Here is a 25,227-nt window from a genome sequence, read left to right on the forward strand (position 1 = left end):
GACGGCCGGGACCGTGACGGTCCGGCCGGTCGCATCGCATTTCCATTTTTCACATCCGAATCATCATCCAAGAGAGGGGAACACCATGTTCAATCTGAAGAAGGCGCTTGTCAGAGCGTCTGCCATCGTCGGGTCCATCGGCCTGCTCGCCACCACCGCGGCCTGCGGTCTGGGTGGCGACGCGGCCAATGCGGCCAAGAACGGCACCGCCGATTCCGACACCGTCAACATCGGTGTCATCTACCCGCAGACTGGCCAATACGCCGAGTACGGCCGCCTGTTCAAGCAGGGCTTCGACCTCGCCGTGGAGAAGGTGAACGCGGATGGCGGCGTCAAGGGCAAGAAGCTGGGCCTCAAGTACTTCGACACCCAGTCCGACGCCAAGCAGGATGCGGCCGTGGCCCCCAAGCTCGTGGCCGACCAGTCGATCATCGCGGTCGTGGGCGACTATGCTTCCCCTGCCTCCGCCGCCGCCTCGCCGATCTTCCAGCAGGCCGGTCTGGTCCACTACGGCTTCAACAACTCCGCGCCCACCTTCACCGACACCGGTGACCATGTGTGGACGCCTCAGATTGGCCAGGACGTGTACCAGAAGGCCAACGCGGATATCGTGGCCAAGAGCGCCAAGAAGATCTCCGTGGTCTACATCGAGAACGATTGGGGCAAGCAGGCCTACCAGTACTTCAAGGAGGAGGCCGCCAAGAATGGCACCGAGATCGTCTACGAGTCCAGCTATCTGCCCGACTCCACCGATCTGTCCCCGATCCTGATCCCCGCGCGCGACGCCAAGCCGGATGCGGTCGTTGACATCGGCTACGGCCCGGACGGCGCTCTGGTGATCAACACCCTGCGCGACAAGCTCGGCTACACCGGCCCGTACTTCGGCGGCCAGGAGACCAAGGAGTTCCTGCAGCTGGCCGGCAAGAACGCCGAGGGCACGATCATCACCGGCAGCTTCTCCGCCACCGGCACCCAGGACTCCAAGGCCCAGCAGTTCGTCAAGGACTTCAACGCCAAGTACGGCAACAACCCCGGCAACTTCGAGGTGACCGCCTACCAGGCGATCATCGATCTCGCCTACGTGGCCAACAAGACCGAGCCCACCCGCGAAGGCATCCAGAAGGGCCTGCAGACCGTGACCGACATCCCGCTCTACCAGGGCAAGGGCGGCACGTTCAAGTTCAACCAGACCAACCGCCGCGCGGACAACATCGAGCCGATCCTGCTGATCGTCAAGGACGGCCAGTTCGTCCAGTACAACGACTGATCGCAATAACGCGGCGGACGCGCCCGGAACGGATTCGCCTTTCAGATGGGCTTCCGATCCGGACGCGTCGCCGTGCGGCCGCGTGACCACCGTGCGTTCGTCATCACGGTGGCCGCGTGACCACACGGCATGCAATGCAGGCCGCAAACCGCACATCCCCAGAGGAAGTTCCCATGATTGACACCCTATTCGCCGGACTCATCCACGGCAGCGTCTACGCGCTTGTGGCCGTGGGCATGTCCCTGATCTTCGGCGTGACCAACGTCGCCAACTTCGCGCAGGGCTCGCTCGTGGCCGTGGGCATGATGGTGGCCTGGTGGCTCGGCACCTCGCTCGGCTGGGGCATCGTGCCCACCATTCTCGCTGTGATCGTCGTGACCGGACTGCTCGGCCTGATCATGAATGTGGCCGTGATTTCCCCGCTCGAGGGACGAAAGCCGATCGCCGCCCTGCTTGCCACGATCGGCGTCGGCCAGGTGCTGGACAACGGCCTGCAGATCATCTTCGGTCCCCAGACCCGGCCGTTTCCCAAGCTTCTGCCCACCTACAACCTCCAGGCGTTCGGCATACGATTCGGCACCTCCGACGTGGTGATGGTGATCTTCGCCATCGTCTCCATGCTGGGTCTGTGGGCATTCCTCAAATTCGGCAAGTCCGGCCAGGCCATCCGAGCCACCTCGCAGGATCCGGATGCCGCCCGCCAGATGGGCATTCCGGTCAAGTCGATCCGCAACCTGTCCTTTGTGATCGGCGCGGTTCTGGCCGGCATCTCCGGCATATTCGTGGGACTGTTCAACGCGAACATCAACCCGATGAACGGCGGCACGATCGGCATGACCGCCTTCGTGGCGGCCACGATCGGCGGACTCGGCTCCATCCCCGGCGCGGTGGTTGGCGGACTGGTGCTCGGCGTGGTCGAGGCGCTCGGCATCAGCTGGCTGGGTGATGGCGCGCATGACCTCATCACCTTCGGCGCGCTGCTCATCATTCTGATCGTGCGTCCGCAGGGTCTGCTCGGCAAGAACACCGACGTGCGCACCGAACCGCTCACCGGCACGTTCCTGGGCGGCGGGCGACCCATCAGCCTGCCGTGGTGGGGCAATCTCGCGCTTGCCGTGCTCGCGTTGGCCACCCCGTTCTTCTTCTCCGACTATCTGTCCGGCGTGGGCACGCAGATCGCCATCTATGCGATCGCCGCTGTGGGCCTCACGCTGATCTCCGGCTCGGCCGGCCAGACAATTCTGGGCATGGCCGGTCCGTTCGCCGTGGGCGCGTACACATCCGCGATCCTCACCACCCGTCTCGACTGGCCGTTCCTGCTGGCCCTGCTGGCCGCCGGCGTGGTGGCCGCGATCGCCGCGAGCATCCTCACCTTCCCCGTCTGGAAGCTGTCCGGCCATTATGTGGCCATCGCCACGATCGGCGTGGGTTCCGTGATGGTGGCGATCATCCGTCTTGCCGAGCCGCTGACCAAGGGTTCGCTGGGCATCCAGGGCATTCCGTTCGCCAACGTGTTCGGCCAGGTGCTCTACACCCAGCAGATGATGTATCTGCTCGATCTGGTGGTGCTGATCCTTGCGCTGGTGGTGGTCAGCCGCATCCGCGCCTCTCATCTTGGCCGCGTCTTCGAGGCCGTGGGCTCCGACCAGGAGGCCTCCGAGGCCATTGCGATCCGCACGGGTGCGTACAAGGCGCTCGCCTACGCCATCGCGGCGTTCTTCGCAGGACTTGCCGGCTCGCTGTTGGCCCATCAGTACACGTACATCGACCCGACCATCTTCAACTCGAACATGTCGCTGCTGATCCTGACGATCATCGTGATGGGCGGCATGAATTCCCCGCTTGGCGCGGTGCTCGGCTCGATCATCCTGATCGGTGGTCCGGAGCTGCTGCGCTTCGTGCCCGACGCGCGCATCCTCGCCTACGGCGTGCTGCTGGTGCTCATCATCCTCTTCAGGCCGCAGGGCCTGTTCGCGAGAAAGGCGTGAACCATGTCTCTGCCCATTTCCGATTCCGAACTGCACGAGGCGGTGGACAACGTGCCGATCGCCCCCGAGGACCTGCAGGGCGACGCCGACCTTGAAACCTTCGCCGAGGATCATCGCCACGCGGTGCTCAAGGCGCCCGTGGTGCTGCGCGTGCGCGAGCTGAACAAGTCGTTTGAGGGTCTGCACGCCGTCAACGATGTGTCCTTTGACCTGCACCAGGGCGAGGTGATCTCGATCATCGGCCCCAACGGCTCCGGCAAGTCGACCACGATCAACCTGATCTCCGGATTCCTCAAGCCCGATTCCGGCATCATCGACATCGACAACGAGCCGGTGGCCGGCCTGTCCGCCCCGGAGATCTCCGAGCGCGGTTTGGCCCGTACGTTCCAGAATGGCCGCGTGTTCGGCGCGCTCACGGTGGATGAGAACATCAGCCTTGGCTTCCACAAGCGGCTCAACGCCCAGCGGCCGTTCAAGTCGCTGCAGAAGTATCCGATCATCCGCTGGCTGCCCCTGCTGGGGGAGACCGCGCTCGCGCTGGTGCCCGGGCCGCACACGCTGCGGGAGAACAAAGAGGTCGACAAGCGCGTGGAGCGCGAGGTGGACCGCTTCAAAGAGCGCCTTGGCGATCGCCGCGGCGATTACACGTACACGCTGTCCTACGCGAACCGCCGGCGCACCGAAATCGCCCGCGCGCACATCAGCGAGCCGAAGCTGCTGCTGCTCGACGAACCGACGGCCGGCATGAACCAGTCGGAAACCGCCGAGGTGCTCCAACAGCTTCAGCACCTGAAGGCCCAGGGGCATACGATCCTGCTCGTGGAGCACAAGATCGAGCTGGTGACCGCGCTGTCCGACCACGTGATCGCCATGGACGGCGGCAGGATCATCGCGTTCGGCGACCCGGACGACGTGCGCAGGAACCCCGAGGTGGTGGCCGCGTATCTGGGCAAGCGCCGGGAGATCCGCAAGACCACGGCCGCGGCCGGTCAGAGCGATGTGCTGGCCAAGCAGAACGCGATCGACGCGGTGGCTGCGGTGAACGAACCGGCGGGGTCCCCGGATTCGGCCGCGTTGGCATCAGACGGGAAGAAGCCCGTCGAGTCCGCGCTGCTCACGCTGGACAACGTGGACGTCTACTACGGTCAGGTCCATGCACTGCAGGGCGTGAGCATCTCGGTGCCCCAGGGGGCGATCGTCTCGCTGCTTGGCGGCAACGCTTCCGGCAAATCCACCACGATGAAGACGATTCTGGGCCTGAAGCACCCCAAGAACGGCACGATCACGTACGAGGGCAGGGACATCACGCATGAATCCACCCGCGGCCGCGTCAAATCGGGCATTGCGGCCGTTCCCGAGGCGCGCCGCATCTTCCCGGCCATGACCGTGGAGGAGAACCTGTTGTCCGGCGCATACACGCGTCCCAAGTCGGACAACATCGCCGCGGACGTGGCGCTCATGTACGAGCGGTTCCCGCGCCTGAAGGAGCGTCGCACGCAGCAGGCCGGCACGATGTCCGGCGGCGAGCAGCAGATGCTGGCTTTCGCGCGCGCTCTGATGAGCCGGCCGAAGATCATCTGCATGGACGAGCCCACCATGGGTCTGTCGCCGAAGCTGGTGGAGGATGTGCTGGAGCAGATCGCCACGCTGCGCGATGAGCTGGGCGTCTCCGTGCTGATGGTGGAGCAGCAGGCCGAATTGGCACTGTCCATCGCCGACTACGGCTACGTGCTGCAGAACGGTCGCATCCGCCTGTACGGCAAGGCGTCCGAGCTGCTGCACAACCCGGCTGTGCAGGAGGCGTATCTGGGCGGCGCCGTGGAGGACTGAGCCGGATGATTCGTTGATTCAACGGCAGATCAAGGAACGGAGACTGACATGGCCAAGGGCAAGAAGGCGGGCCGCGATGCGCGGACCGCGTTGGTGACCGGCGCCGGCGGAGGCGTGGGCGGGGCGCTTGTGCGCACGCTGGCCAAACGAGGCTGGCGGGTGATCGCGATCGTGCACGCCTATGCCGATGCGCAGACGCTCAACGGCATCGACAACATCGAGGCGTTCCGGCTGGATCTGGACAACGGCGATCACGTGACCAAGTGGGCTCGCGAGTTGCTGGGGGACAAGGTCGATCGGCTTGACCTGCTGGCGCATGTGGCGGCCGTCGGTCCGGTGGGGCCGGCCGCGCAGGCCACGGACGCGCTGTGGACCGAGACGCTGGCCGTCAACGTGGTGGCGCCGGCGCTGCTGACCGCCGGGTTGCTGCCGGCGCTCAGGGCCGCGAAGGGCACTGTGGTGTTCGTCAACTCCGGTGCGGGGGAGCGGGGCGTGGTGGGCCACGCCGTGTACGCGGCCTCCAAACATGCCCTGCGCGGATACGCCGATACGCTTCGTCTGGAGGAGACCGCCAACGGCGTGCGCGTGAGCACGATCTACCCCGGTCCGATCGACACGCGCATGCTGCTGCAGGACACCACGCTGCCCGAGGGGCCGGGCCGGACGACTTCATCCGGCCGCAGAGCGTGGCCGATGCGATCGTGTGGCTGGCCGACGCCACCGGGGATGTGCATGTGACGAATCTGGATCTGCGCCCGCGGGAGGAACTGGCGGCGAAGTACGCGCGCAAGCGCGATGCGGAATAAGTACATAAGTATCCAACAGCTACTGAATCATTAAAGGATGGAGAATACGCATATGACGGACAATGCGCTCAGGATCGATGACGATCTGCGAAACAGCCTGCTCAAGGGCTACGAATGGTTCCATCGTCATCCCGAACCCTCGTATGGGGAGTTCGCGACCACCGAGCGCATTCGGGGGATCCTGCAGGAGCATGGCATCGAGATCCTCGACTCGGGGCTGAAGACCGGACTGGTGGCGGTGGTGCGCGGAACGCGCGGCGACGGCCCGGTGATCGCCCTGCGAGGCGACATCGACGGCCTGCCGGTCACCGAGGCCACCGGACTGCCCTATGCCTCAGAAAACGTTGGGTTCATGCACGCCTGCGGGCATGATTTCAATCTGTCCGTGGCCTTGGGCGCGGCTGTGCTGCTCCGGCGCAACCGAGACGCGTTCGCCGGCACTGTGAAGGTCATCTTCCAACCGGCAGAGGAGGGCAAGGCCACCGCCACGCGGCCCACCGGAGCCGTGCAGGTGATCGACACCGGCGTGCTGGACGATGTGCGGGCCTTCTTCGGCACGCATGATGCGGCCGGCGAGGTGGGTGCGATCTACATCCGCGAAGGCGGCATCTCCGGGGCGGTGGACAAGTTCCAGGTCACGGTGACCGGCAAGGGCGCGCACGCGGCCGAACCGAACGGCGGCGTGGACCCGATCACGGCCGTCACGGCGATCGTGCAGGGCCTGCAGGCCGTGACCGCCCGCAATCTTGATCCGGTCCATCCGCGCGTGCTGTCCGTCACGCATCTCGAGGCCGGCAGCACATGGAACGTGATTCCCGAGACGGCGTTCTTCGAAGGAACCGTGCGCACCACCAATCCGACCGATCGCGTGGCCGCCAAGGACGCGGCCGTGCGGATCATCGAGAACACCGCCGCCGCGTACGGTGCCACGGCGGATGTGCAGTGGTTCTTCGGATCACCCTCCGTGGTCAACGATCCGCATTGGAGCGAGACGGCCCGGTCCGTGGCGGAGGGGCTGGGACTCAAGACCGGCGTGGCCATCCCCGAGCTCGGCGGCGAGGATTTCTCGTACTATTTGGACAAGGCGCCCGGCGTGTTCGTGCGCGTGGGGGCCGGGGAAACCGGCGCCGCGCATGGTCCCACGTTCGCGCCCGATCCCACCGGCATCCCGGCGGGCGCGGAATATCTGGCCAACATCGCCGTGCGTGCGTTGGAGGAGCTGGGTGAGTCGGGCGATCCGGCGGCTCGGTGAATGCGACGGACCGAAGCGATGCGCCCGATCGACGCCTATCAGCTGATCTGATATCCGCCAATAAGCAAACGTTGTATCCATATGCCCGTGTTTCGCGGCCCCGGTTCGTACACTTGGAATGTTGCATGAAACGGCCGTGCGACCCAAGTGCCGGCGCTGGCCCAACCAATCCAGAGGAGCCCATCGTGTCCTTCGATTTCACCACCCAATCCATCCATGCCGGATACGATCCGCTGGCCAATGGCGATGCTGCCAGCGTGCCGATCTACTCCAGCGCGGCGTTCACGATGGAATCGGCGGAACGCGGCGACGCGCTGGCAGCCGGTGAGGCGAAGGGCTTCTCCTACTCCCGCGTGGCCAATCCCACCGTGGACGTGCTGGAGAAGCGCATCGCGGCCCTGGAAGGCGGCGACAACGCCGTGGCGGTGGCCTCCGGCATGGCGGCCGTGTCCTTCTCCCTGCTGTGCGCGGCCGAGGGCGGCGGTCGCATCATCTCGCCCACCAATCTGTACGGCGCATCCGTGGACGCCATGGAGACGTTCTTCCCCCAATTCGGCGTGCACACCGACTTCGTGAAGGACATCAACGATCTGGCGGAGGTCGAGTCGAAGATCGGTCCGGACACGCGCGCGATCTTCTGTGAATCCGTGGCCAATCCGTCCACTGAGATCACCGACATCGCGGCGCTGGCCGATCTGGCCCACCGCCATGGCGTCGCCCTGATCGTGGACAACACCGTCCCCACCCCGTACCTGTTCCGGCCCATCGAATTCGGCGCCGATGTGGTGGTCCACTCCACCACCAAGGGCATCACCGGCCATGGCAATGCGATCGGCGGCGTGGTGGTGGACGGCGGCCACTTCGACTGGACCAACGGCCGCTTCCCGCAGTTCACCCGGACCGAACTCGTGGTCAGCGACGAGCGCAACGGCGTGTGGCGCAGCTTCGCGGACATGTTTGGCGCCGAGGCGTACATCCGCCGCGTGCGCATCAAGTACCTGCGCACCTTCGGCGCCGTGGCCAGCCCGTTCAACGCGTACCTGTCCCTGGTGGGTCTGGAGACGCTCGGACCGCGTGTGGGCCGCGAGGTCGCCACCGCCACCGCCGTGGCGAAGTACCTGCAGACCAACCCGCATGTGAAGGCCGTCAACTACTCCGGCATCGGCACCACCGGGCAGGATGATCTGGTGGCCAAATACTATCCCAAGGGAGTGGGCACGATCCTCTCGTTCCTGATGGACGGCGACGAATCCAACGTGCGCCGCATCCTCGACGGCGCCAAGCTGTTCAGCTACGTGCCCAACATCGGCGACGCGCGTTCGCTGATCGTGGACCCGGCGCGCATCACCCATCGCGAGGTGCCGCGCGCCTATCGCGAGGCGGCCGGCGTGACCGACAACCTGATCCGCCTGTCGATCGGTCTGGAGGAACCGGCCGATCTGATCGCCGACCTTGAGCAGGCGATCGGCGGGGCGTACTGAGCGAACGTCATTCTGAGCGAAGCGAAGGATCCTTCGACTGCGCCCTATCGGGCTTCGCTCAGGATGACAAAGCAGCACGCTGTCATCCTGAGCGAAGCGTAGCGGAGTCGAAGGATCCTTGGCCACTGCGCACAAATCATGGGTGCTGGCCAGTGCGGGAATTTAAGGATCCTTCGGCTTCGCTCAGGATGACGAAAGCCCCCTGCGCCGCGCCCAGGCGGAATGACGCTCAGCGGCTCGCCACGGAATCCTTCTCGACCAGCGCGCAGTGCACCTGCGTCTCCAGCGGGCCGTCAAGCGGGGGCATGGGGGACGTGGTCTGCGCAAGCTCCGACGGCTTGAGCCGATCGCGTCCCTCGATCATCGCGATCACCTTGCGCGTGGCCCAATAGCCCATTTCGTAGTGCGGCAGCTCCACGGTGGTGAGCTCCGGCACCACGGTCTCCGCGATCAGACGATGGTTGTCGACGCCCACCACGGACAGGTCGCGGCCGATCGTCAGATCCAGCTTCAACGCCGACTGGTACACGTACAGCGCGCGGGCGTCGTTGAAGCAGAACACGCCGTCGGGCCGCTGCTCGGTGATGAGCCGGTCCACCGCATCCTGCGCTGGCTTGTGGAACAGCACGTTGACGACCAGATCATCATCGTACGGCAGGCCGGCCTGCTCGAGCGCGCGGCGATAACCTTGGAACCGCAGACTCTGCGCGACCATAGGGTCCGAACAGCCCACGTAGGCGATGCGCTTGCATCCCGCATCGATCAGCCTCTTCGTGCCGTCGTATCCGATGTTCACCTCGTCCGGCGTCACGCTCGGAACCCTGCCCGCGCGGTCGGTGGCATCCACCAACACGGTGGGGTATCCCTCCAGACTGTTCGGCACATCCGTGACGCGGTTCGACATCTTCGCGTACAGGAATCCATCCACTCCATAACGCTTCAGAGCGGCGATCTGCTCATCCTCGTCGGAACGGCGATCCGTGTTCACCGTGATGAGCATGTAGCCCAGCGCGCTCGCCGCGTCCTGGGCGCCCAGAATGATGCCGCCCGCGAACGGCGTGGTGGCGATCTCCTCGCTGATGAACCCCAGGATCCGGGTATGGCTGGTGCGCAGTGAGCGGGCCAGCGGATTCGGCTTGTATCCCATCCGGTCCGCCACCTGACGGACCTTCTTCGCGATGTCGGGCTTCACCCTTCCGGCGTCCCGCCCGTTCAAAACGAGGGAAACACTGGAGACTGAGACCCCCGTTTTCTCAGCAATCTCCTTCATCGTGGTCATGAAGTAACAGTTTACCGCATGATTTTGGGGGCTTTTGGGGATTGCCTCACGGAGAGGGAAAGCGGAAAACGGGGGAGAGCGGCCCGGCTCTCAGGCCTGCGGCTGCTCGGTCTGCTCGGATAGGATTTTGTTCACCAGCGCCGGCTTCTCCTTGAGCTGGCCCTCGAAACCGGGACGAATGTCCAGCTTCAGCGTCACGCCGGTGCGGTAGCCCTGTTCGGCGAGCTTCTTGGCGGCCGCCACGGCCACGCGCACCACGTCGTCCAGATCGCCCTCCATGTTGGTGAACATCGCGTTGGTCTCGTTGGGCAGACCGGATTCGCGGATCACCTCGATGGCCTGCGAGACGTAGTCGCTCAGCTCCGCGCCCACGCCGTTCGGGGCGATCGCCAGCGCCGCCACCGTGTTGAGGTACGGCTTGCCGGTCTCCGGGTCGACGGGGACCTCCTGCTTTTCCGCGTAACGGTCGATTGCCATGTGACTGTTCTCCTTTGCTGTGTTCCTATTGTGAAACCGGACGTTTGCCCTGAACGGCGCTATTTGCGCAGCTTCCACGCGTGGTCGAGGGGGCCGGATCCATGACCCAGATCGAGATTGGCCTTGATCGCGCCGGTCAGGTATTTCTTGGCGCGCTTGATGGCCTTGGGCAGCGGATCGCCCTTCGCCAGCCCCGAAGCGATGGCCGAGCTGAGCGTGCAGCCGGTGCCGTGCGTGTTCGGATTGTCCAGTCGGGTGCCGGGGAACCATGTGATCGTGCCGTTCGCGTCCACCAGCACGTCGTCGGCGTCGCCGGTCACGTTGTGGCCGCCCTTGATGAGCGCCGAGCAGCCGAACCGTTCGGCGAGCCGCGCCCCGGCGGTCTCCATGTCCTCCGCGTTGGCGATGTGCGCCACGGTCAGCGTCTCCGCCTCCGGAATGTTGGGCGTGATGACGGTGGCCAAGGGAAACAGGCGGCTGGTAAGCGCGTCCACCGCATCGTCGCTGATCAGCTTCGCGCCGGACGTGGCGATCATCACCGGATCGAGCACCACATTGGAGGCCTGCCAGTGCCTGAGCCGGTCCTCGATCACCTCGATCAGCGCAACCGAGGAGACCATGCCGATCTTCACGGCGTCGGGGCGGATGTCCTCGAACACCGCGTCGATCTGCGCCGCGAGCATTTCCGGGGTCACGTCCTCCACCATGCGCACGCCTGTGGTGTTCTGGGCGGTAAGCGAGGTGATCGCGCTCATGCCGAACACCCCGCTCATCAGCATCGTCTTCAGATCCGCCTGAATGCCGGCCCCTCCGGATGAATCGGATCCCGCGATCGAAAGCACCGCCGGCAATGCGTTGTGAGCCCCATGAGTCATAGGGCCCACTGTACTGGCCGCCCCTCCCAGAACGTCAGGATTCCAGAAACGCGGGGATCGCTTCGGCGGCCGCGTAGCCCTTGCGGTACATGAGCTCCAGCCCCTCGAAGGTCTTGCTCAGCGTGGACAGGCCGCACAGGTCGTCCGGCGCGAGGATCAGCACGCGGCCCTCGCGCTCGTACTCCTTGGCGAGGGCGACCTCGTCGTTGTAGGTCCTGTAGCGCTCCAGCAGGCGCTCCGCCGCCTCGGGATAGCGATGGCGCAGCACGCGCGCCGGGGCGATGTCCTTCTTCTGCTCGCGCAGCACGTCCTTCAGCCGAGTAAGGATCACCACCACGCGGTCGTAGCCGTCGTCGAGCGCCTTCTGGACCGGCACCGGATCGGCGATGCCGCCGTCGTAGTAGGGCACGCCGTCCACCACATACGGCTCGCAGGCCACCGGCACCGCGCTGGACGCCTTGATCACATCGAAGTCGTCGTAGCGGATGCGCGACTTGTCGAAGTACTTGGTGGAGCCGTCCTCGGCGTTGCACGCCACTACTGTGAAGCCGGTCGGGTTCGCCTCGAAGGCCTCGAAGTCCACCGGGTATTCGCCGTCATGGTTGGACAGCGTGCCGTAGATGTAGTCGAGGTTCGCGAAGTTGTGGTACTTGAAGAACGCCTCGGGGCTCGCGTACTCCTTGCGGAAGGCGTATTCGGTGTAGAACTTGTGGTTGCGCCCCGGCTGGCGCGCGATGTACGAGATCATGTTCGCCGCGCCCGCGGACACGCCGTAGCAGTGGTCGAAGTCGATGCCGTCGTCCGTGAGCCGGTCCATCACGCCGCATCCGAAGATGGCCCGGAAACCGCCGCCCACGTCGATCAGCGCGGTCCTGTGCTTGCCCATGTGCTCCCCTTTCGTCGCAACGGTTCCGAGCATACTGCGTCCCGCCCGAGGTGAGGATCGCCATTTCGCGCGGCTGTGTTGGATTTCGAGCATGGAATCCAAGCGCGAAACCCCCGCAAAAGGGCCTGATTTCGTCCGTTCAGGCACGTGAACCGGCGGTGAGCAGCGCGCGGGACAGTTCCGCGATGCGCGGGGAGGGATCGGAGTTGCGCAGTTCGACGCCGCCCTCCGCGTCCTCCGGGGCCTGTTCGCCCAGGGATTCGAGCACCACGTCCAGATGACGGACGGTGCCCTCGTTGCCGTCGATGATGGCGGTGGAATCGGGCAGCAACTCGCGGAAGTAGTCGCGGTAGAACACGAAATGCGTGCAGCCGAGCACCACCGAGTCGATCGAGTCCAGATCGTACTGGTCGAAATAGCCGTGCAGCGTGCGAATCACCAGATCGTGATCGTCCAGCCGCCCCGATTCCACGATCTCCACCAGATCCGGGCAGGGCTGCTTGAAGATGGTGTGCTCGGCTTTGAACCGGTCCATGAGTGCGGCGAATTTGCGCTCGCGCAGGGTGAGCGGGGTGGCCGCCACGATCACGCGCTGACGGGTGCCGTGGCCCGCGTCGCACGCCACCTTGAGCGCCGGCTCCATGCCGATGATCGGGATCGAATACTGCTCGCGCAGATCGTTGACCGCCGCCGACGTGGCCGTGTTGCACGCGATCACCACGGCCTTGACGCCCCGGCGCACGAAATCCTCCACGATCCGGAAGCTCAATTCGCGCACCTGTTCCGGCGTCTTGGTGCCGTACGGCGCGTTGGCCGAATCCCCGAAGTACAGGACCCGCTCGTGCGGCAGGTCGGCGCGCAGCTGGCGGACCACTGAAATGCCTCCCAAACCGGAATCGAACACGCCCACGGGTGCCGTGGATGCCATGTGGAACCTCCCTATCCGCGATTCTTGCCGCTTTTGCCGCGCGTTCAGGCCAGCGTGACGTCGCCCACGATCGTCGCCGAACCGGTGAGCGTCACATCATCCGCCGTCACGTCCACGCGCAGCACGCCGCCGCGCACGGTGATGGTCCAGCGGCCGATGCCGGTCAGCGCCCGCAGGGTCACGCCGGTGGCGCACAGGCCGGTGCCGCAGGACAGCGTTTCGCCGCAGCCGCGCTCGTTGACGCGCATGGTGGCCGTGCCCGTTCCGGCGGCCTTGTCCAGACCGTCCACGCGTACGAACTCCACGTTCTGGTCGGATTCGATGACCGGCTCGACCACCGGCTTGGTCGCCAGATCCAGCGCCTCCACGGCCGGCAGCGACGCCTTGCCGTCCTCGATCACCGCAACCACGTGCGGGTTGCCCATGTCCACGAACGTGCCGCGCGCCGAGCCGCTGGTCCCCGGGATCGTGACCTCGTAGGCGTTGAGCTCGCCGATGCGCCATGCGCCGATCTCCACCCGGAACACGTCGCGGCCCAGCCCGTCCACGTCCCCAAGGGGGGTGAGCGTCTTGACGCCGGCGCGCGTGCCCAGACGGAACACACCCCGGCCGGCCAGAGGAGCCAGTCCTTCGCACTGGGCGAACCGGGTGATCGCGCGCGTGCCGTTGCCGCACATCTCCGCGAGCGAACCGTCCGCGTTGCGATAGTCCATGAACCATTCGGCCCCGCCGGCCTCGCAGTAGTCCACCTGGGTCTGTGTGAGATCGGAGACGGCCTGCGGGCGGGCCAGACGGATCAGGCCGTCCGCGCCGACGCCGAAGTGCCGGTCGCACAGGAAGCGGACCTCGTCCGCGGTGGGCTCGTATGCGCCGTCCGGATCGGCGTAGACCACGAAGTCATTGCCGGTGGCGTGGGTTTTTGTGACGTGCTGCGGAATGCTCATGCGACCCAGCTTAGATCATTAGAACAGCACCGCGCCGTATTGCAGCAGGATCATCGCCACCAGCACCACGATCCACAGCACATCCACCATGAGATCGAAGCTGAGACGGTAGTATTTGCGCAGTCCCGCGCCCGCCTTGGAGTCCGCGCCGGGCAGCCCCTGCACGCTCACCGTGGCATGGGAGAGGGCCATGAACTGGATGGTGGTGGAGAACATGAGCGCCAGGCACCACGGGCACAGCGCATGGATCACGTACATCGACTGGGTGAACAGCCAGTAGGCGTAGGCCAGCGCCGCCAGTCCGCCCAGCCAGGTGCACAGCGCGAACCAGCGGGGCACCGCCACCCGGGCCAGGCCGATCACCGCGATCGTGACGAACACCGATTCGGCCGCGATGCCGAAGAAGGCGTTCGGGAAGCTCATGTTGCCGAAGTGGATGATCTCCGCCTGCCACGACTGGGCCACGGTGGTGCAGGAGACCACGCCGTTGACGTCGCAGCCCAGCTTCTCGCCGGGGTGGCGGGCCATCTGCAGCGTCTCGGCGGACAGCACGAAGGAGACGATCAGCGCCACGGCGGAGGCGATCAGCATCACCAGATACGTCCATGTGGATCCATGCCTCCAACCCCGCAGGGGCGTTCCGGACGCGGGCTGTGCGGTCGTGGTGCCGATGGTGGGTTCGCTCTGGCTCATATGATCTGCCTCCCGATCGATGTGCTTCGCCTGGCGTGTCGCGCGCCCAAGGCTGGCTACAGCTTACGATGGTGATATGACTCAAGGATGGGACCTGCACTGCCACACCGCGTTCTCCGACGGCACGGAGACCCCGCGCACGCTGATCCGCCAAGCGAAGGCGCTCGGACTGGCCGGCGTGGCGATCACCGATCACGACACCACGGCCGGCTGGGCCGAGGCGGAGGCGGCGTCCCGTGAGTTCGGCCTGCCGCTGCTGCGCGGCACGGAGATCACCGCGGAGGACGGGCGGGTGAGCGTCCACATGCTCGCCTACCAGTACGATCCGCGCAACCAGACCATCGCGCAGCTGTTCGCGGCCACGCGGGCCAGCCGTCTGGCGCGCACGAAGGCGATGGTGGAGCTTCTGGCGCGCGATTTCCCGATCACATGGGACGATGTGCTCGCGCAGGTCAAGGAGGGCGAGCAGACCACGATCGGGCGCCCGCACATCGCCGACGCGCTGGTGGAGGCGGGCGTGTACCGCAACCGTTCCGAGGCGTTCGCGCAGGCTGTGGCGGCGTCGAGCAAGTACTACATCCCAACGCCCTCGCCCAGCACCCACGAGGTGGTACGGGCTGTGGGACTGGCCGGCGGCGTGGTGATCGTGGCCCATGCCGGCGCGGAGATGCGCAATCCGGTGCTGCTGAGCGACGATCAGATCGAGTCGCTGGTGGACGAGGGCCTTGACGGCCTCGAGGTGTGGCATCGGGACAATTCGCCGGCCCAGCGACGCCGCCTGCTGGCGATCTGCGAGCGCCGGAACCTGCTGGCGACCGGAGGCTCGGACTGGCACGGGCGGGGCAAGCCGAACCGTCTGGGGGAGAATGTGACGGACGACGGGACCGTGCGCCGGATCGTGCAACGCGGCGCGATCACGCTGTGCCGCTGATGCGCAGGATATGAAAAAGCCCCTCGTGGGAGGGGCCTTTTCACAGGGATCGCCGCATGATCACAGCGCGCCGAAACCGACGGCGTGCTTGGTTTCGGAACCCACGATCGCGTAGCCGAGCGCGCTGGCGGGAACCACGATGTGGCGGCCCTTGTCGTCGGTCACGTTGATCGGCGCGCCGGACTCGACGGCCTTGCCGATCGCCTCGGTGATCGCGCCGGACTCGGCGTCGTCCACGCTGAAGGTGACGGGTCGGGCCACATTCTGGATGCCCAGTTCAATATCCATGTTGATCCTCGCAATTCTTGTATTGCCGTGTGATACCAATCATTGTCCCGCTCGCGGCGGATGTTCGCCCTAAGCGTTTCCGCCGGACGTCTTGGGATGCTCTCCCGTGCCGGGCCTGCCCGAAGCCTCGTGGCCGCCCGCGACCTTGGCGGAGACCTTGGTCACCTTGCCGGTGATGCCGGTGTGGTCCGCCGTGAACGACTGCGCGGGCAGCACCTCGGTGGCCGCCTCCGTGGCGGCCCCGACCACTTCGGTCGGATCGTTGAACACGTTGGCCACGGGCACGTCGGGCATGGTGGGCACGCGCGGCACGCGGGGACGCACCTCGCTGTCCGCCGGAACGGGTCTGCGGTGGGGGTCCCCGACGCCGGTTTCGCCCAGCAGGGTGCCCACGGTGATCGTGGACGGATGCTCCGGATCCGATTTGGCCACGGCGGTGGTCTCGCCCGTGGCGGAGGCGCCCATCATGATCAGCTGGTGGGCCAGATGCTCCACCTGGGCCTTGAACTGGATGATCTTCTGGTTGTCCGCGCGGTCGATAGCGCTGATGAAGTCGCCCACCTGCTCCATCTGCAGCCACAGATTGGCGCGCAGCATGATCAGATCGTCCAGCTTCGAACCCATCATGCGCCCGTAGGCGGCCATGACGGCGTTGCGGTGCGGCTCATCCAGTTTGCCGAAGATCCACGCCAGATCGCGGGCCGGGTCGTTGACCTGCATGGACTGCCAGTTGTAGATGGCGGACACGCCCGTGCCGTCGAAGAGGACGTCGCCGTCGTCGAACCCGCCGTGCACCGGGCAGGTGACGAAGCTCCACAGGCCTTCGGTGGCGATGACGCGCGCCCAGCTGGACGTGATCTCGGCGGGCACGTGGCCGGCGTGCTTCAGACGCTCGATCCACGCGACGAGCTGGTCGTGGATCTGCCGGGTGGTGTACGCGGGATACGCCTCGTCCACGAGGAATGTGCCGCGCATGCGATGGATCGCGCCGATCGCGGTGCCGATGGACGAGCATTCGTCCAGCGTGAGCAGCTCCATCGGCTTCGCATAGCCCTCGCGGTGCTGCATGATGATCAGCGCCGCGCCGTCGGTCGGGTTGTCGTCCCCCTCGCCCGTCACGTATTTGTACACGCGCTCCACCGCGAAGCTCAGCCCCGCGGGATCCTTGGCCCGCGCGAGCGTGCGGGCGGTGGCGACGCGGTTCCTGATCCGCCGCTTCGCCTTGTCGCCCTCCGCCGCGACCACATCGTACAGGCGACCGGCGGTGTCCTGGATCACCGCGCAGCGGATGCCGAGCGCGGCGTCGGAGGAGCTGACCTCGTTACCATCCCGCACGCCGGCTACGGCGAGCCCGGGCGCTGCCGCGGAAGCCAGCGCGGCCAGCGTGTAATTGCTAGAAAACGTCACGTTTCAACAGTAATACATCACGGCGTCGAACCACGGCCGGGCAGGCGGGCTGACACAATGGAGTCGTGAACGACGTGAACGACGTGAACGAACGGAACGATCGGATCCTCGAATCCCTGGACGAGGCGCAGCGCGAGGCGGCCACCTCCACCGAGGGGCCGGTGCGCATCATCGCGGGCGCCGGCGCGGGCAAGACCCGCACGATCACGCGGCGCATCGCCTATGCCTGCGCGTGCGGCGACTGGGATCCCTCACGCGTGCTCGCCGTGACGTTCTCGGTCAAGGCGGCCGAGGAGATGCGCTCGCGCATTGGGCAATTGGGCGTCGACGGCGTGACGGCGGCCACCTTCCACTCCGCGGCCCTGCACCAGCTCAACCGCGTGTGGGCCGATGTGACGGACGCGCCCTTCCCGGATCTGCAGTCGGACCATCGGCCGCTGATCGCCGCCGCCTATGCCCGGGTCACCGGGGCGGGCGAGCCGGAGCCGCTCACGGTGCGCGACCTGGAGGCGGAGATCAACTGGACGAAGGTGTCGCTGGTGAGCCCGGACGACTACGTGCGCGTCTGCGCGGCCACGCACCGCCAACCGCCGGCCGAGCTGGATCCCGCGCGCATGGCGGATCTGATCGGCGCGTACGAGGCGGACAAGACCGCCCGCAACCAGATCGATTTCAACGACATCCTGCTCATGGTCTGCCATCTGCTTGAGGATCCGGAGCTCAAGGAGGCCTCCGCGCAGATACGCGGGCGCATCGGATGGCTCACCGTCGACGAGTATCAGGACGTCTCCCCGCTGCAGCACCGGCTCATGCGCCTGTGGCTGGGGAACGCGGACGGCGGGCGTGGCAACCGCAACGTGTGCGTGGTGGGCGACGCCGCCCAGACCATCTACTCGTTCGCCGGCGCGACCAGCTATTATCTGCGCGCCTTCGGGGACGAATTCGGGCCGCTTTCCGCGGACGTGACGCTCAACATCGACTACCGCTCCACGGCTTCGGTGGTCAGGTACGCCAACCGCGTGCTCGCCGCCAGCCCGGAGCGCACCGGGTACATCAGGCTCGCCTCGGGCCAGCGGGGATCCGACGGCCCCCGCGTGACGGCCATCCGGTACGAGAGCGACGCGGATGAGGCGCGCGGCGTGGCGCAGCGGTTCGTCCGCATGATCGCCAAGGGTGCCAAGCCGTCCGACTGCGCGGTGCTCACGCGCATCAACGCTCAGCAGGGCATGATCGCCGCAGCGCTCAAGGAGGCCGGGCTGGGCTACCGCGTGCGCACGGACAACGGCTGGCAGGCGCAGTCCCTGTCCGTCGAAACACTGAAGGAGGACCTGACGGCGGGCGTGGTCACCATCTCCACGATCCACGCGGCCAAGGGTTTGGAATTCCCACACGTGTGCATCGTCGGCTGCTCGGAGGGCCTGCTGCCCTTCGGCTCGCCCGCGCCCGGGGACGCTTTGGAGGAGGAGCGCCGATTGATGTACGTGGGGGTCACGCGCGCGGAAAGGACGCTTCAGCTGTCCTTCGCGGTGTCCAAGGATGGATACGCGGCCACGCGGCGTGCCCCCAGCCGTTTTCTGCAGCGGTAGAGGCGGTTTACTTGCCCTTGCCGAAGGCGCGCAGGCGAATGCCGTTCCAGTCGGGGGAGATGGTCAGCGGGGTCGCGGCGTTCATGCCGGCGGTCTTCGCGGCGTTCTGCACCGTATTTGAGCTGGCCGCGCCGGGGCGTCCGGGCTTGGGGGTGAGCACCCACAGCGGACCGGCATCGTCGAGCACGCCCGTGGCGTCGACGATCGTGTCCGAGAGTTCATCCTCATCGTCCCCGTCCCGCCACCAGATGATGACGCCGTCCACGGCGGAGCCATAGTCCTCGTCAACCAGCTCCTCGCCGGTCAGGTCCTCGATGCTCGCCCGGATGTTGTCATCCACGTCGTCATCCCACAGCCACTCCTGAATGATGTCGCCGGGATGAAAACCGAATTCTTCCGCTTTCCGTGATGCCGTTTCAGTCACGGGAACAGCATAACAACACTTTTCGGTTTCGTGCGTAACACAGCCGACATGTGGGAGTGAAACCGCTCACGTTGCGCCAAGCTCACCCCCGCCGGACGCCGGATTCACTCGGCCGTGCAGCGCGGCAGATCGCCGCCCCGGCCCTCGCCGATCGCCACCAGCGCGTCGTACGCCTCGGCGAGCGTGGAGACGGACACGTCCCGCAATCCGTCCGGCACATGGCCCACCACCTGCGAGCAGTTGTCCTTCGGGGCGAGGAACCACGTGGCGCCGTCGCGCTTGGCGCCCAGCAGCTTGAGCTGGATGCCGCCGATCGCGCCCACCTTGCCGTCCTGATCGATCGTGCCGGTGCCGGCCACGGTGTTGCCGCCCGTCTCCGATTGCTCGGTGAGCTTGTCGATCACGCCCAGCGCGTACATCATGCCCGCCGAGGGGCCGCCGATGTCGTCCACGTGCATCTGCACGGACACGCCGGCCGTGTCCACGCCTCGGGATTTCAGGAATGAGAGGGCCGCGGCGGTGGCGGAATCCTGCGAGCCGGTCATCTGCCGCTCGGTTTCGGACTTGTACTCCTCGGCGCTCTGCCCGGGCGTCACCAGCGCCTCGCTGGGCATCACGATTGAATCGGAGCGGATCCATCCCCACAGCACCTCGGCGTTGAGCGCCGGGTATCCGGGCATGCCGGAGGCGTTGACCGTGGTGAGCAGCAGCCGGCCGCTGTCCGCGTGCGTGTCCGCGCCCGACACGGCGATCACCTGCTGGCCGCCGGATTCGCCGAGCACGTCGGCGGTGGGACCGGGGCGCTCCACCACATACGGGCTGGGCAATACGAGCATCACCGCGGCGAGCAGTCCCGTGGCGGCGCCCAGCTTGGCGCGCGGCGAGCGCGATCCGGCCCATGCGCCGGCGCGTCGGGCAAGACGGGTGAGGGATTCCTTGAAGTCGGTCATGGGCATCAGTGTAGGGCCGCGGTCTTACAGGGCTCCGCTCAAAGACCAGGGCCGCGCGGACGCGTTCACCGTTGGTGGATTGCGTTCGGCGGCTCTCACTAGGATGGTCGTCATGGAAGAAAACGAGATTCGCCAGTGGCTCATCGAATGCTTCGGACCCGTGGAGGGCGAGATGGCGTGGCAGCAGTTCGCCCAGCTGCCCCAGCCGTTGCGCGACCAGATCATGAGTCAGGGCAAGGACGGCCTGCCCAAGCCCAGTGAGGTCCAGTCGCTCATTCAGGCGCTGGGTGCCGGCGGGCTCAATACCATGGACGACATGAAGCGCACGGTGGAGGAGGGGCCCATCAACGTCAAACTGGCCCGTTCCATCGCGCTCGGCAAGGTCAACGGCGGCGATGCCGAGTCATCCGTGAGCGCCGAGGAGGGCCAGTCCGCCCGCCGCGCGCTGAGCGAGGCGAACCTGTGGCTCGACTCCGTGTGCGAGATGAACCCGGCCCCCGGCGAGGCGCAGGTGCTCACGCGGGCGGATTGGGTCAACGGCACGATCGACGCATGGGCGGCCTTCGCGGCCCCCGTGGCACAGTCGATGGGCGACGCGCTCGCCTCCGTCATCTCCGAACGTCTGGGCGGCATGTTCGACGGCGAGATCTCCGGCATGTTCGCCGGCCCCGTGCCCATCCCGATCCCGGATTCCATGAAGGACCCCAGCCAGCTCATCCGCCTGCTCGGCAACACGTCGTACGCCATGCAGCTCGGTCAGGCCGCGGGCGCGCTGTCCGGCGAGGTACGCGGCAGCTTCGATCAGGGCATCGCGCTGCTGGGCAATCCCGCCGGCGGCCTGATTATCCAGAACATCAACGCCTACGCCGATTCGCTGGACATCCCGCGCCGCGAGGTGCTCGCCTTCCTCGCCCTGCAGGAGACCGCGCACGCCCGCCTGTTCGCCTCCGTGCCGTGGCTCATGCCCCGGTTCGAAGCGCTGATCGGCAAGTACGCGCGTGGCATCCGCATCGATCTGGACGCCATGGAGGAGCAGCTGCGCGAGGCGCAGAGCATGAATCCCGAGTCCATCGCGGACGCGGTGAACATCGCCAAGGTGGGCATTGCGGACACGCCCGAGCAGCGCGAGGCGCTCGCCGGCGTGGAGACCCTGCTGGCCACGGTCGAAGGCTGGGTGGATTGCGTGGTGTGGCGTGCCGGCATGGCCCACATCCCGCACATCGAGCAGCTGCGCGAGATGTTGCGTCGCGAGCGCGCGGTGGGCGGACCGGCCGAGCGGACCTTCGAGTCGCTGCTGGGCCTCGACCTGCATCCCAAGCGTCAGCGCGAGGCGACCGCCGTCTGGGAGGAGCTCACCGCCCGTCAGGGCTCCGAGGCCCGGGACGCCAAGTGGTCCCATCCCGATCTGCTGCCCGTGTTGGAGGATTCCGCCTCCGTTGCGGCACCCGATGCCGCAGCCGGTGCTTCGGCCGGCTCCGACGATGCGCAGGTTGCCGAGGGCGCTCCGAAGGTCGATTGGGACGCCGAGCTGAGCAAGCTTCTGGGTGAGGAAGGCGGAGACGCGCAGGATGACGCTGGTCCGGATGACACAGATGCGCCGGAAGGCGGAGACGCCGGGAAGTGACGCGGCCGGACGCCGGCTGGCTGGTTGGCCGACTGGCCGGCTGACCGCGCGGTAAGTGATGTGCGGTGGGCAATGAGGGACTCGAACCCCCGACATCCACCGTGTAAAGGTGGCGCTCTAACCAACTGAGCTAATTGCCCGCAACCCACAAGGATAACGTATGGCGGCCCCCGGCGTGCCGCCCTTCGGGTTGTCCGCGTCGCGTTCCTCACGTAAGGTGTGGTGCAGTGTAATCCCTCGTCCTAGGAGGTATGTCCCATGTCCGAGCAGCCTGCGGCCACCGGTCAAGGTCCCGTCATCGCCAGAGCCGGCAAGCGCAAATGGGGTTATGACACCGCCCAGGTGGACGAGTTCCTGGCCCGTGCGCACACCCTGTACGAGGCCGAACGGCCCCAGCTCACGCAGCGGGACATTCAGGCCGTCTCCTTTGATCTGGTCAAGGACGGGTACGCGATCGCGCAGGTGGATGCGGCCCTGTCCCGTTTGGAGCGTGCCGTGGTGGACAAGCACACCTCATGGGAGCTGTCCCACGGCGGTCGCGTGCCGTTCAAGGTGCGCAGCGAGGAGATGCTCGCCCAGCTTGCGAACCATGGCGACCGCGAGCCCAGGCACCGTTTCAAGGACGGCGAGGCCAAGAAGCCGTCGTACGATCGCAAGCAGGTGGACCGCGTGGTCGATCAGGTGATCGCCAAGGCCTCCAGCGCGCTGGAGGTGCAGGGCGCCTTGCCGCCCGATTCCAAGGAGCTGCTGGACGTGACCGCCAGCCGCGTGGCCAACGTGATCTTCACCCAGCGCAAGGGCAAGCGCGGCTATGACGAGCGCGCGGTCGACTATTACCTCGACGTGGCCGTGCAGCTGCTGTCCCGTCTCGAATCCTTCGCCCGCATCAGCGATTATTCAGCCGATGCCGCGGAGTCCGCGCCGGCCGCCGTGCCGCTGGAGACCGCATCGCCCGCCCCCGCAGCCTTCGCCCCGCAGGTGCCTGCGGCTGCCGCTGCCGCGCCCGTGTCCGCGGCTCCCGCCGCTTCCGCCCAGCCGGCCGCCGCGCCGTTCGCGGCCGTTGCGCAGGCTGCTTCCTCCATCGCTCCGGCTGCCCAGCAGGCGGTTCAGACCGCCCAGCAGGCGCAGGCTGTGCCGTCCCTGTTCGCCGCCGCATCCGCCGCCGGAGTGGCTGCCGCCGCGGGAACAGCCGCCGCATCGGTTGCGGCCTCCGCTTCCTCCGCCGCGCTGAACGCGCATGCGGCCGCCGAGCGCGAATCCTTCGATGCGCTCAATGCCGCCGAACGGTCGATTTTCGCGGCCCGTCCCGCTTCATCCGCCGTTCCCGCCGCCGCAACTGCGCCCGCCGCACCTGTTGCTCAGCAGCCCGCTCCGCTTGCACCGGCGTCCGCTGTGTCCGAAACCCCGGCTCCCGCCGTTGCCCCCGTGTCCGCGCCCATCGCGGAAGCGCCGTCCCTCAGCTCCTCATTGGCCGCTCTGGCGCAGTCGGTGCCGCAGCATACGGCGGCGACATCCGTGGAATCGGCGCCCACCGAGGCCATTGCGCCGGTGGACCAGCCGGCCGTCGCCGAAACGCCTGCGCCCGTGCCGGTTCATGTGACGGTTCCCACACCGGCCGTTGCCGCTCAGCCCACCGCCGCTCAGCCCGTTGTGGTTCCCGAGCCTGCCGCCCCGGCGGCGTCCGCGGCCTCCGCCCCGGTTTCGTCCCCGGCCCCGCTGATCCCCGAACCGGCTCCCGCCGTCGCATCGGCACCGGTGCATGCCGAGACGCCCACCGTGCAGTCCTTCCGCACCCCGTCCCTGAGCCCCATCGCCGCCCCTGCCCCGCTGATCGCCGAACCGGTCGTCGAGCATGTGACCGACGCGCCGAAGGACGATGCGGCCCCGGATGCGGCACTCGCCGACGCCGATGCCAAGTCCGAGAAGAAGGACGACGTCGATCCCGACCAGTATCTGGCCAATCTGCTCGGCAGCACCGCGTTCCCGAAGATCGATCTGGACATCCCGAACCTGTCCTTCCCGTCCCTGTCCGAGGATGGCGACGACATCATCGACACCCCCAAAACGAACGGCGACCAGCAGTCTCGCTAATCTGTAAGCGTGCTTGATTCGGAACAATCGCAAAACTCGTTGAAATCCGTGACGCTGCTGGGGTCCACCGGATCCATCGGCACGCAGGGGCTGGACGTGATCTCCCGGCATCCCGAGCGCTTCACGGTGTTCGGTCTGGCGGCCGGCGGCTCGCACATCGAACTGCTCGCCCGGCAGGCCGCTCGGTTCCATGCCCGTCATGTGGCGCTGTTCGACGCCTCGAAGGCCGATGCCCTGCGCGAGGCGCTCAAGGCGGCCGGCGCGGATGATGCGGAGGTGACCGCCGGTCCGCAGGCCGTGATCGATCTGGCCGGGGCGGGCGCCGATGTGGTGCTCAACGGCATCACCGGGTCGATCGGTCTTGAACCGTCCATCGCCGCCCTCAAAGCCGGCTCCCAGCTCGCCTTGGCCAACAAGGAATCCGTCGTGGCCGGCGGCCATCTGCTGTTCGATTCGCAGATCCGCCCCAACCAGATCAACCCGGTCGACTCCGAGCATTCGGCCATTTGGCAGTCCCTGCGCTCCGGCACGCATGCCGAGGTGGCGCGACTGGTGGTCACCGCGTCCGGTGGCCCGTTCCGCGGATGGAAGCGCAGCCAGATGGCGGACATCACGCCCGAACAGGCCCTGCATCACCCCACATGGAACATGGGCCCGGTTGTGACCATCAACTCCTCCACTCTTATGAACAAGGGCCTGGAGGTGATCGAGGCGAGCCGCCTGTTCAACATCCCGCCGGACCGGATTTCCGTGACCGTGCATCCGCAGTCGATCGTCCACTCCATGGTGGAGTTCGTGGACGGCGCCACGATCGGCCAGGCCTCCCCGCCGGACATGCGCCTGCCGATCGCGCTCGGCCTGTCCGCGCCGGACCGCCTGCCCGACGTGGCCAAGCCGTGCGACTGGACCAAAGCCGCCGAATGGACCTTCGAGCCGCTGGACGATGAGGCGTTCCCCGCCGTGAATCTGGCCCGCCACTGCCTCGCCGCCTCGGAGAAGCACACCGCGGTCCTCAACGCCGCCAACGAGCAGGCCGTGCACGCCTTCCTTGACCATCGCCTGCCGTATCTGGGCATTGTGGACACCGTCAAGGCCGTGCTGGACGAGATGGACGCCGAACTGCGCGGCAATCCGCTGTTCGCATCCGTGGAGGAAATGGGTCAGGTGGAGCGCGAGGCCCGCACCCGCGCCGATCTTCTGATAGACAAGGCACAATGAGC

22 protein-coding genes and 1 tRNA gene are annotated in these 25,227 nt (G+C 66.7%); 11 read left to right on the forward strand and 12 right to left on the reverse strand.

Going from position 1 to position 25,227, the window contains the following annotated elements; genetic code table 11:
* Nucleotides 1-85: 85 nt before the first annotated feature.
* The 6 genes from EMO90_RS09110 (at nucleotide 86) to EMO90_RS09135 (ending at nucleotide 8,624) form a co-directional block, all read left to right on the forward strand.
* A complete protein-coding gene (locus EMO90_RS09110; RefSeq protein WP_150354258.1) occupies nucleotides 86-1,267 on the forward strand; it encodes an ABC transporter substrate-binding protein in 1,182 nt (393 codons plus the stop codon).
* Nucleotides 1,268-1,440: 173 nt separating this feature from the next.
* A complete protein-coding gene (locus tag EMO90_RS09115; RefSeq protein ID WP_150354259.1) occupies nucleotides 1,441-3,255 on the forward strand; it encodes an ABC transporter permease in 1,815 nt (604 codons plus the stop codon).
* 3 nt (nucleotides 3,256-3,258) lie between these two features.
* The gene (locus EMO90_RS09120) at nucleotides 3,259-5,085 is read left to right on the forward strand and encodes an ATP-binding cassette domain-containing protein (protein WP_150354260.1); all 1,827 of its coding nucleotides are present in this window, start codon (nucleotides 3,259-3,261) and stop codon (nucleotides 5,083-5,085) included.
* Nucleotides 5,086-5,133: 48 nt separating this feature from the next.
* A complete protein-coding gene (locus tag EMO90_RS09125; protein WP_223849776.1) occupies nucleotides 5,134-5,823 on the forward strand; it encodes an SDR family NAD(P)-dependent oxidoreductase in 690 nt (229 codons plus the stop codon).
* Nucleotides 5,824-5,928: 105 nt separating this feature from the next.
* Nucleotides 5,929-7,143 (forward strand): amidohydrolase, encoded by a 1,215-nt coding sequence (locus tag EMO90_RS09130; RefSeq protein ID WP_150354261.1) that lies wholly within the window; start codon nucleotides 5,929-5,931, stop codon nucleotides 7,141-7,143.
* Between the two features lie 185 nt (nucleotides 7,144-7,328).
* Nucleotides 7,329-8,624, forward strand: coding sequence for an O-acetylhomoserine aminocarboxypropyltransferase/cysteine synthase family protein (locus EMO90_RS09135; RefSeq protein WP_150354262.1), 1,296 nt, complete (start codon nucleotides 7,329-7,331; stop codon nucleotides 8,622-8,624).
* A 229-nt stretch (nucleotides 8,625-8,853) separates the two neighbouring features.
* Here EMO90_RS09135 and EMO90_RS09140 read toward each other — a convergent pair whose 3' ends face one another.
* The 7 genes from EMO90_RS09140 to EMO90_RS09170 all read right to left on the reverse strand — a co-directional run bounded on the left by EMO90_RS09140 (nucleotide 8,854) and on the right by EMO90_RS09170 (nucleotide 14,706).
* Entirely contained in the window at nucleotides 8,854-9,903 is a 1,050-nt protein-coding gene (locus EMO90_RS09140; RefSeq protein ID WP_150354263.1) for a LacI family DNA-binding transcriptional regulator, read from the reverse strand.
* A gap of 90 nt (nucleotides 9,904-9,993) precedes the next feature.
* Nucleotides 9,994-10,380, reverse strand: a complete 387-nt coding sequence (locus tag EMO90_RS09145) for a thiamine-binding protein (RefSeq protein ID WP_150354264.1) — start codon at nucleotides 10,378-10,380, stop codon at nucleotides 9,994-9,996.
* 59 nt (nucleotides 10,381-10,439) lie between these two features.
* Nucleotides 10,440-11,255, reverse strand: coding sequence for a bifunctional hydroxymethylpyrimidine kinase/phosphomethylpyrimidine kinase (thiD, locus tag EMO90_RS09150; RefSeq protein ID WP_150354265.1), 816 nt, complete (start codon nucleotides 11,253-11,255; stop codon nucleotides 10,440-10,442).
* 34 nt (nucleotides 11,256-11,289) lie between these two features.
* Nucleotides 11,290-12,141: a patatin-like phospholipase family protein gene (locus EMO90_RS09155; protein WP_190972033.1), complete on the reverse strand. Its 852-nt coding sequence runs from the start codon at nucleotides 12,139-12,141 to the stop codon at nucleotides 11,290-11,292.
* A 139-nt stretch (nucleotides 12,142-12,280) separates the two neighbouring features.
* On the reverse strand, nucleotides 12,281-13,069 hold the full coding sequence (gene murI, locus EMO90_RS09160) for a glutamate racemase (protein ID WP_150354267.1): 789 nt from the start codon (nucleotides 13,067-13,069) through the stop codon (nucleotides 12,281-12,283).
* A gap of 44 nt (nucleotides 13,070-13,113) precedes the next feature.
* Complete coding sequence (dapF, locus tag EMO90_RS09165; RefSeq protein WP_150354268.1) at nucleotides 13,114-14,013, reverse strand: diaminopimelate epimerase; 900 nt, start codon at nucleotides 14,011-14,013, stop codon at nucleotides 13,114-13,116.
* 18 nt (nucleotides 14,014-14,031) lie between these two features.
* Entirely contained in the window at nucleotides 14,032-14,706 is a 675-nt protein-coding gene (locus tag EMO90_RS09170) for a vitamin K epoxide reductase family protein (protein WP_150354269.1), read from the reverse strand.
* 76 nt (nucleotides 14,707-14,782) lie between these two features.
* Between EMO90_RS09170 and EMO90_RS09175 the strand changes: the two genes are divergently transcribed.
* A complete protein-coding gene (locus EMO90_RS09175; RefSeq protein WP_150354270.1) occupies nucleotides 14,783-15,637 on the forward strand; it encodes a PHP domain-containing protein in 855 nt (284 codons plus the stop codon).
* Nucleotides 15,638-15,697: 60 nt separating this feature from the next.
* On the opposite strand, the gene EMO90_RS09180 is transcribed toward EMO90_RS09175, so the two are convergent.
* The gene (locus tag EMO90_RS09180) at nucleotides 15,698-15,925 is read right to left on the reverse strand and encodes a DUF3107 domain-containing protein (RefSeq protein WP_150354271.1); all 228 of its coding nucleotides are present in this window, start codon (nucleotides 15,923-15,925) and stop codon (nucleotides 15,698-15,700) included.
* A gap of 69 nt (nucleotides 15,926-15,994) precedes the next feature.
* A complete protein-coding gene (locus EMO90_RS09185; RefSeq protein ID WP_150354272.1) occupies nucleotides 15,995-17,332 on the reverse strand; it encodes a phosphotransferase in 1,338 nt (445 codons plus the stop codon).
* An 83-nt stretch (nucleotides 17,333-17,415) separates the two neighbouring features.
* On the opposite strand from EMO90_RS09185, the gene EMO90_RS09190 reads away from it, so the two are divergent.
* Nucleotides 17,416-18,918 carry an ATP-dependent helicase gene (locus tag EMO90_RS09190; RefSeq protein ID WP_150354314.1) on the forward strand — a complete coding sequence of 501 codons (1,503 nt, stop codon included), beginning with the start codon at nucleotides 17,416-17,418 and terminating at the stop codon, nucleotides 18,916-18,918.
* Between the two features lie 7 nt (nucleotides 18,919-18,925).
* On the opposite strand, the gene EMO90_RS09195 is transcribed toward EMO90_RS09190, so the two are convergent.
* Together EMO90_RS09195 and EMO90_RS09200 are read right to left on the reverse strand one after the other, a co-directional pair.
* Nucleotides 18,926-19,342, reverse strand: coding sequence for a DUF3052 domain-containing protein (locus EMO90_RS09195; RefSeq protein WP_150354273.1), 417 nt, complete (start codon nucleotides 19,340-19,342; stop codon nucleotides 18,926-18,928).
* 104 nt (nucleotides 19,343-19,446) lie between these two features.
* Entirely contained in the window at nucleotides 19,447-20,298 is an 852-nt protein-coding gene (locus tag EMO90_RS09200) for a PDZ domain-containing protein (protein ID WP_395953175.1), read from the reverse strand.
* 106 nt (nucleotides 20,299-20,404) lie between these two features.
* Here EMO90_RS09200 and EMO90_RS09205 point away from each other — a divergent pair, with 106 nt between their 5' ends.
* Nucleotides 20,405-21,916: a zinc-dependent metalloprotease gene (locus EMO90_RS09205; RefSeq protein WP_150354275.1), complete on the forward strand. Its 1,512-nt coding sequence runs from the start codon at nucleotides 20,405-20,407 to the stop codon at nucleotides 21,914-21,916.
* A gap of 66 nt (nucleotides 21,917-21,982) precedes the next feature.
* Here the strand turns inward: EMO90_RS09205 and EMO90_RS09210 are convergent.
* Nucleotides 21,983-22,056, reverse strand: a tRNA-Val gene (locus tag EMO90_RS09210).
* Between the two features lie 118 nt (nucleotides 22,057-22,174).
* Between EMO90_RS09210 and EMO90_RS09215 the strand changes: the two genes are divergently transcribed.
* Entirely contained in the window at nucleotides 22,175-24,007 is a 1,833-nt protein-coding gene (locus EMO90_RS09215; protein WP_150354276.1) for a DivIVA domain-containing protein, read from the forward strand.
* A 39-nt stretch (nucleotides 24,008-24,046) separates the two neighbouring features.
* On the forward strand, nucleotides 24,047-25,225 hold the full coding sequence (dxr, locus tag EMO90_RS09220; RefSeq protein ID WP_150354277.1) for a 1-deoxy-D-xylulose-5-phosphate reductoisomerase: 1,179 nt from the start codon (nucleotides 24,047-24,049) through the stop codon (nucleotides 25,223-25,225).
* The last annotated feature ends 2 nt before the right edge of the window (nucleotides 25,226-25,227 follow it).

Source organism: Bifidobacterium vespertilionis (assembly GCF_008698145.1).
In the GTDB taxonomy this organism is placed as follows: Bacteria; Actinomycetota; Actinomycetes; order Actinomycetales; family Bifidobacteriaceae; genus Bifidobacterium; species Bifidobacterium vespertilionis.

Bases quoted from the DNA above. Each gene is read 5' to 3' on its own strand.
- EMO90_RS09110 (WP_150354258.1), top strand. From the start codon at position 86: ATGTTCAATCTGAAGAAGGCGCTTGTCAGAGCGTCTGCCATCGTCGGG.
- EMO90_RS09115 (WP_150354259.1), top strand. From the start codon at position 1,441: ATGATTGACACCCTATTCGCCGGACTCATCCACGGCAGCGTCTACGCG.
- EMO90_RS09120 (WP_150354260.1), top strand. From the start codon at position 3,259: ATGTCTCTGCCCATTTCCGATTCCGAACTGCACGAGGCGGTGGACAAC.
- EMO90_RS09125 (WP_223849776.1), top strand. From the start codon at position 5,134: ATGGCCAAGGGCAAGAAGGCGGGCCGCGATGCGCGGACCGCGTTGGTG.
- EMO90_RS09130 (WP_150354261.1), top strand. From the start codon at position 5,929: ATGGAGAATACGCATATGACGGACAATGCGCTCAGGATCGATGACGAT.
- EMO90_RS09140 (WP_150354263.1), bottom strand. From the start codon at position 9,903: ATGACCACGATGAAGGAGATTGCTGAGAAAACGGGGGTCTCAGTCTCC.
- EMO90_RS09145 (WP_150354264.1), bottom strand. From the start codon at position 10,380: ATGGCAATCGACCGTTACGCGGAAAAGCAGGAGGTCCCCGTCGACCCG.
- thiD (WP_150354265.1), bottom strand. From the start codon at position 11,255: ATGACTCATGGGGCTCACAACGCATTGCCGGCGGTGCTTTCGATCGCG.
- EMO90_RS09155 (WP_190972033.1), bottom strand. From the start codon at position 12,141: ATGGGCAAGCACAGGACCGCGCTGATCGACGTGGGCGGCGGTTTCCGG.
- murI (WP_150354267.1), bottom strand. From the start codon at position 13,069: ATGGCATCCACGGCACCCGTGGGCGTGTTCGATTCCGGTTTGGGAGGC.
- dapF (WP_150354268.1), bottom strand. From the start codon at position 14,013: ATGAGCATTCCGCAGCACGTCACAAAAACCCACGCCACCGGCAATGAC.
- EMO90_RS09170 (WP_150354269.1), bottom strand. From the start codon at position 14,706: ATGAGCCAGAGCGAACCCACCATCGGCACCACGACCGCACAGCCCGCG.
- EMO90_RS09175 (WP_150354270.1), top strand. From the start codon at position 14,783: ATGACTCAAGGATGGGACCTGCACTGCCACACCGCGTTCTCCGACGGC.
- EMO90_RS09180 (WP_150354271.1), bottom strand. From the start codon at position 15,925: ATGGATATTGAACTGGGCATCCAGAATGTGGCCCGACCCGTCACCTTC.
- EMO90_RS09200 (WP_395953175.1), bottom strand. From the start codon at position 20,298: ATGCCCATGACCGACTTCAAGGAATCCCTCACCCGTCTTGCCCGACGC.
- EMO90_RS09205 (WP_150354275.1), top strand. From the start codon at position 20,405: ATGGAAGAAAACGAGATTCGCCAGTGGCTCATCGAATGCTTCGGACCC.
- EMO90_RS09215 (WP_150354276.1), top strand. From the start codon at position 22,175: ATGTCCGAGCAGCCTGCGGCCACCGGTCAAGGTCCCGTCATCGCCAGA.